General features: G+C 71.4%; 2 protein-coding genes. One reads left to right on the forward strand and one right to left on the reverse strand.

The window, feature by feature from the left end; genetic code table 11:
- Positions 1–3359: DUF3418 domain-containing protein (locus ACYVE9_RS16655; RefSeq protein WP_461028653.1), on the reverse strand; the 3359-nt coding region annotated here is incomplete at its 3' end.
- A gap of 201 nt (positions 3360–3560) precedes the next feature.
- Between ACYVE9_RS16655 and ACYVE9_RS16660 the strand changes: the two genes are divergently transcribed.
- Positions 3561–4513, forward strand: a 953-nt coding sequence (locus tag ACYVE9_RS16660) for an NAD(P)/FAD-dependent oxidoreductase (protein WP_461028654.1), incomplete at its 3' end; no start/stop codon positions are given.

Genomic DNA, 4513 nt, shown 5'->3' on the forward strand with positions numbered 1-4513 from the left:
CCCGACGCGGCGCCCGCCTTCGGGCCCGCCTCGGCACCGGCTCGCGCGCCGGACCTCGCCGCGGTCGCGTCGAACGCCTGGGAGAGCGCGGCCTTGGCCTTCGGCCGCATGCGCAGCACCAGCGCGTCCAGGTCCTTGTCCTCCGCCTCCGCACCGACCTTGCGGCGCCGCTCGTCCACCACACGGAAGGTGATGCGGAGATGGTCGGGCACCTTCGCCCAGTCGAAGTCCGACGCCTCCATCCGCACCCCCACCATGCGCGGCAGCTCCCGCGCCAGCGCGGTGGTGAGCGGCTCCGCGGGTGCCTCAGCGCCGCGTGCGCCGACGGCGTCCAGGAACCGGGCGGCGAAGTTCGGCGCCGGCACGTAGTTGCGCCGGATCGGTTTCGGCAGCGACCGGATCAGCTCGGTGACGACGTCCTCCCGCAACCCGGGGATCTGCCAGTCGAAGCCCTCCGGGGTGACCTGGTTGAGCACTTGCAGCGGCAGGTGCACGGTGACGCCGTCCGCGTCGCCTCCCGGCTCGAACTGGTACGTCACCCGGAACGTCAGATCACCCTGCCGCCAACTGTCCGGATAGTCGTCCTTGCTGACCTGCCCGGCCCGCTCGTTGATGAGCATCGACTTCTCGAAGTTCAGCAGGTCCGGCTCGTCCCGGCGCTTCTTCTTCCACCAGGAGTCGAAGTGCGCACCGGAGACGACGTCCTCCGGCAGCCGCTGGTCGTAGAAGTCGTACAGCGTCTCGTCGTCCACCAGGATGTCGCGACGCCGGGCGCGGTGCTCCAACTCCTCGACCTCGCCGAGCAGTTTCCGGTTGTCGTGGAAGAACTGGTGATGCGTGCGCCAGTCCCCCTCGACCAGCGCGTTCCGGATGAACAGGTCGCGGGAGACCTCCGCGTCGATCCGGCCGTAGTTGACCTTCCGCTGGGCGACGATCGGCACGCCGTACAGCGTGACCTTCTCGTACGCCATCACGGCGGCCTGCTTCTGCTCCCAGTGCGGCTCGCTGTAGGTGCGCTTGACGAGATGCCCGGCGAGCGGCTCGATCCAGTCCGGGTCGATGCGCGCGTTCACCCGCGCCCACAGCCGGGACGTCTCCACCAGCTCCGCCGACATGATCCACCGCGGTGGCTTCTTGAACAGCGCCGAACCGGGGAACACCGCGAACTTGGCGCTGCGCGCGCCCAGGTACTCGTTCTTGCCCGAGCCCCGGCCGCCCTCCTTGCCAGCGGCGTTCCTGGCGTTGCCGCCGCTCTTGCCGGGCGCCGCCTCCTCGGTGGTCTTCAGTCCGATGTGCGACAGCAGACCCGCCAGCAGCGACTGGTGGATGGCGTCCGGCGCCGCGTCCTCGTCGTTCAGCGACACACCCATCGTGCGGGCCACCTGGCGCAGTTGCGCGTAGATGTCCTGCCACTCGCGTATCCGCAGGTGGTTGAGGAACTCGGCCTTGCAGCTCCGGCGGAACGCCGACGAGGACAGCTCCTTCTGCTGCTCCCGCACGTGCTGCCACAACCGGAGGAAGCCGAGGAAGTCGCTGTGCTCGTCGCGGAACCTGGCGTGCGACTGGTCGGCCTGCTGCTGCTTCTCGACCGGCCGCTCCCGCGGGTCCTGGATGGACAGGGCCGCCGCGATCACCATCACCTCACGGGCGCAGCCGTTGCGGTCCGCCTCCAGCACCATGCGGGCCAGCCGCGGGTCCACCGGGAGCTGAGCCAGCTTGCGGCCGATCGGGGTCAGACCCGGGCGCCCCTTGCCACCGGCCGGCTGGCCGTCACCGCCGAGCGCGCCCAGCTCCTCCAGCAACTGCACGCCCGCCTTGATGCTGCGGTGGTCCGGCGGGTCGATGAACGGGAACCGCTCGATGTCACCGAGGCCCGCCGCCGTCATCTGGAGGATGACCGACGCCAGGTTGGTGCGCAGGATCTCCGCGTCGGTGAACTCCGGGCGGCTCAGGAAGTCGTCCTCGGAGTACAGCCGGATGCAGATGCCGTCCGAGGTGCGCCCGCACCTGCCCTTGCGCTGGTTGGCGCTCGCCTGCGAGATCGGCTCGATCGGCAGCCGCTGGACCTTGGTGCGGTGGCTGTAGCGGGAGATGCGGGCGGTCCCCGGATCGACCACGTACTTGATGCCGGGCACGGTCAGCGACGTCTCCGCCACGTTCGTCGCCAGCACCACCCGGCGGCCGGAGTGCCGCTGGAAGACGCGGTGCTGCTCGGCGTGCGACAGCCGCGCGTACAGCGGCAGCACCTCCGTCGCCCGCAGCTGCTTCTTGTTGAGCGCGTCGGCGGTGTCGCGGATCTCCCGCTCCCCGGAGAGGAAGACCAGGACGTCACCCGGCCCCTCCGCCTGGAGCTCCTCCACGGCGTCGCAGATGGCGGTGATCTGGTCCCGGTCGACGTCGTCGCCGCCGTCCTCGAGCAGCGGACGGTAGCGGACCTCCACCGGGTACGTGCGCCCGCTGACCTCCACGATCGGCGCGGCCGGCGGCTCCCCGGAGGAGGCGGCGCCGGCGTTGCCGGGGGACGGTTCGCTGGTGCTGGTGCTGGTGCTGGTGCTGGTGCTGGTGCTGGTGTCTGCCTGCGGGCTCGGGGCCCTGCCCTTGCGCGTGCCCTTCTCCGGGACGGTGGCGAAGCGGCCGAAGTGCCGGGCGAACCGCTCCGGGTCGATCGTCGCGGAGGTGATGACCACCTTCAGATCGGGTCGGCGCGGCAGCAGCTGGGCCAGGTAGCCCATGAGGAAGTCGATGTTGAGACTGCGCTCGTGCGCCTCGTCGATGATGATCGTGTCGTACTGCCGCAGCTCCCGGTCGGTCTGGATCTCGGCCAGCAGGATGCCGTCCGTCATCAGCTTGACCAGCGTGTTGTCGCCGACCTGGTCGGTGAACCTGATCTTCCAGCCGACCGCCTCACCCAGCGGTGTGTCCAGCTCCTCCGCGACCCGCTCGGCGACCGTGCGCGCCGCGATGCGACGCGGCTGCGTGTGGCCGATGAGCCCCTTGATGCCCCGGCCGAGCTCCAGGCAGATCTTCGGGATCTGCGTCGTCTTGCCCGAGCCCGTCTCACCCGCCACGATCACCACCTGGTGGTCGCGGATGGCCGCCAGGATCTCGTCCTTCTTCTGGCTGACCGGCAGCTGCTCCGGGTAGCTGATCGCGGGCACCGCGGCGCGCCGCGCGGCGACGCGCAGCTCGGCCCGGTCGATGTCGGCGGCGATCTCGGCGAGCGCGGCCTCCTTGGCCTCCGGCTTGCGTATCCGCCGCACACCTTCCAGGCGTCGGCCGATCCGGCGCTCGTCGCGCGGCATCAGTTCGGGGAGCCGCTCCAACAGGGCGGGCAGGGTGAGGACAGGCGCAGTGGACATACGGGTTCCAGGATCGCACCCCGAGCCGACAGGGCGCGAATGTATAAAGCGCGGCCCGCCGGGTGCCGCCCGTCCCGCAGGCGCCCGGCAGCCCTGGCACTCCCGCGTGCACGTCCGTCTCCCCGCGGCTCGACGCTGAGCGGTTTGCTGTTACGGCAACAAACATTGCCCCTTTCGTCGGTGGCGTCGCAGGCTGGCGACATGACACGAACCACAGAGCAGAACCCCACGAACGTGGACGTACTCGTCATCGGAGGCGGAGTGGCGGGCCTCTCCGGCGCGCTGACCCTCGCCAGGGCCCGGCGCTCGGTGCTGGTGGTGGACTCCGGAGAGCCGCGCAACGCCCCCGCGGCAGGCGTGCACGGCCTGCTGACCCGCGACGGCACACCACCGCGCGAACTCCTGCGGGTGGGCGCCGAGGAGGTCGGCCACTACGGCGGACGCGTCGTCGCCGACCGGGTGCTGACCGCGACCCGCGCCGGGGACCGCTTCGAGGTGGAGACCGAGGGCGGCGACCGCTTCACGGCTCGACGGCTGCTGGTGACCGCCGGCCTCGTCGACGAACTCCCCGACGTGCCCGGACTGCGCGAGCGCTGGGGCCGCGACGTGCTGCACTGCCCGTACTGCCACGGCTGGGAGGTGCGCGACACCCCGATCGGCGTGCTCGCCACCGGACCGTGGTCCGTGCACCAGGCGCTGCTGTTCCGCCAGTGGTCGTCCGACGTCACCCTCTTCCTGCACGACACGGAGGACCCGAGCGAGGAGCAGTGGGAGCAACTGGCCGCCCGCGGCATCACCGTGGTCGACGGTGAGGTCGCCGCGGTGGACGTCACCGACGACCACCTCTCCGGCGTCCGGCTCGCCTCCGGCCGACACGTCGACCTGCGTGCCCTCGCCCTGACGCCGCGCTTCGAAGCCCGCGCCGAGGCGCTCCGCAGCCTCGGCCTCACCCTCGTCGAGCACCCCATGGGCGTCGGACGCCACGTGCAGGCCGACGCGAGCGGATACACCGGAGTCGAGGGCGTGTGGGCCGCCGGCAAGGTCACCGACCTGGAGGCCGGCGTGCCCGTCGCCATGGCCGCCGGCGTGCAGGCCGCGGCCGCCGTCAACGCCGACCTGGTCACCGCCGACACCGCCGCCGCAGTCGCCCGCAG

The organism is Streptomyces sparsus (assembly GCF_054776295.1).